This is a genomic window from Aerococcus agrisoli (assembly GCF_003797145.1).
Taxonomy (GTDB): domain Bacteria; phylum Bacillota; class Bacilli; order Lactobacillales; family Aerococcaceae; genus Aerococcus; species Aerococcus agrisoli.
The window spans coordinates 1-822 of sequence record NZ_RKMG01000083.1 but is presented as its reverse complement, the minus strand read 5'-3'; the positions used below and the strand labels follow the sequence as shown (position 1 = coordinate 822).

The 822-nt window shown below is 35.0% G+C and carries 1 protein-coding gene; it reads right to left on the bottom strand.

What is annotated here, in order from left to right:
- Positions 1-49: 49 nt before the first annotated feature.
- Positions 50-709, bottom strand: coding sequence for a nitroreductase family protein (locus EF384_RS09585; RefSeq protein ID WP_094519170.1), 660 nt, complete (start codon positions 707-709; stop codon positions 50-52).
- Positions 710-822 lie beyond the last annotated feature (113 nt).

Sequence of the window (822 nt, the reverse complement as noted above, 5' to 3'; positions counted from 1 at the left end):
CAGTTTTCGGGTAGAGATTCACTCTCCTGCTTCTAATGGTCTCAAATTTTTATGCTAGAAAGTTAATTTTAGAATTCACATCATAACGTGTTGATTCAGTTGGTTCTTCGCCTGGTTTACCAATTGAAATTGCCATGATAGGCACGAAACGCTCATTATCAAGGTTTAAAGTTGCAACTAAGTCTTTTGAATTATAGCCTGCCCATGGATTCGCTTCATATCCGTGTGCTCTAGCAACCAATAATAATTGCATTGCTAACATTGAACTGTCTAAGGTAGCATCTTGAATTAAAAAGTCGCGATCAGCTTTCTCATACATTGGTAAAAATGAATTGAAGATGTCGTCTAATTTTTCTTTGGTAATTCTGCCCTCTTCATACACTTTGGTCCAAACTTCGCGATAAACTTTATGTGAGTGAATATCGCCTAATATAAAGATTGTAACTGGTGCTGTTTCTAATTGGGGATAGTTAAACGGCATCGTGACTGCTTTGACTTTGTTACGAGCTTCTTCATTATCAACGACGACAAAGTGCCATGCTTGTAAGTTACATGCGGATGGTGTAATTGTCGCTTCATCTAACATTTCGACGATTTCATCACGACTGATATTTTGACTAGGGTCAAATCGACGGTATGAACGACGATTGAATACGATATCTTTATAGTCATTATTAACATAATCTTTTGCTAAAAATTTCTCTCTCATGAAAACACTCTCCTTTTCTTATAAATTAATTTTATCGCAAAGCTGGTGGATTTACAATGAGTTTGTGAAAAGTTTAACAATTTAATAAAACCTGAATAATTCATACTTTTAAT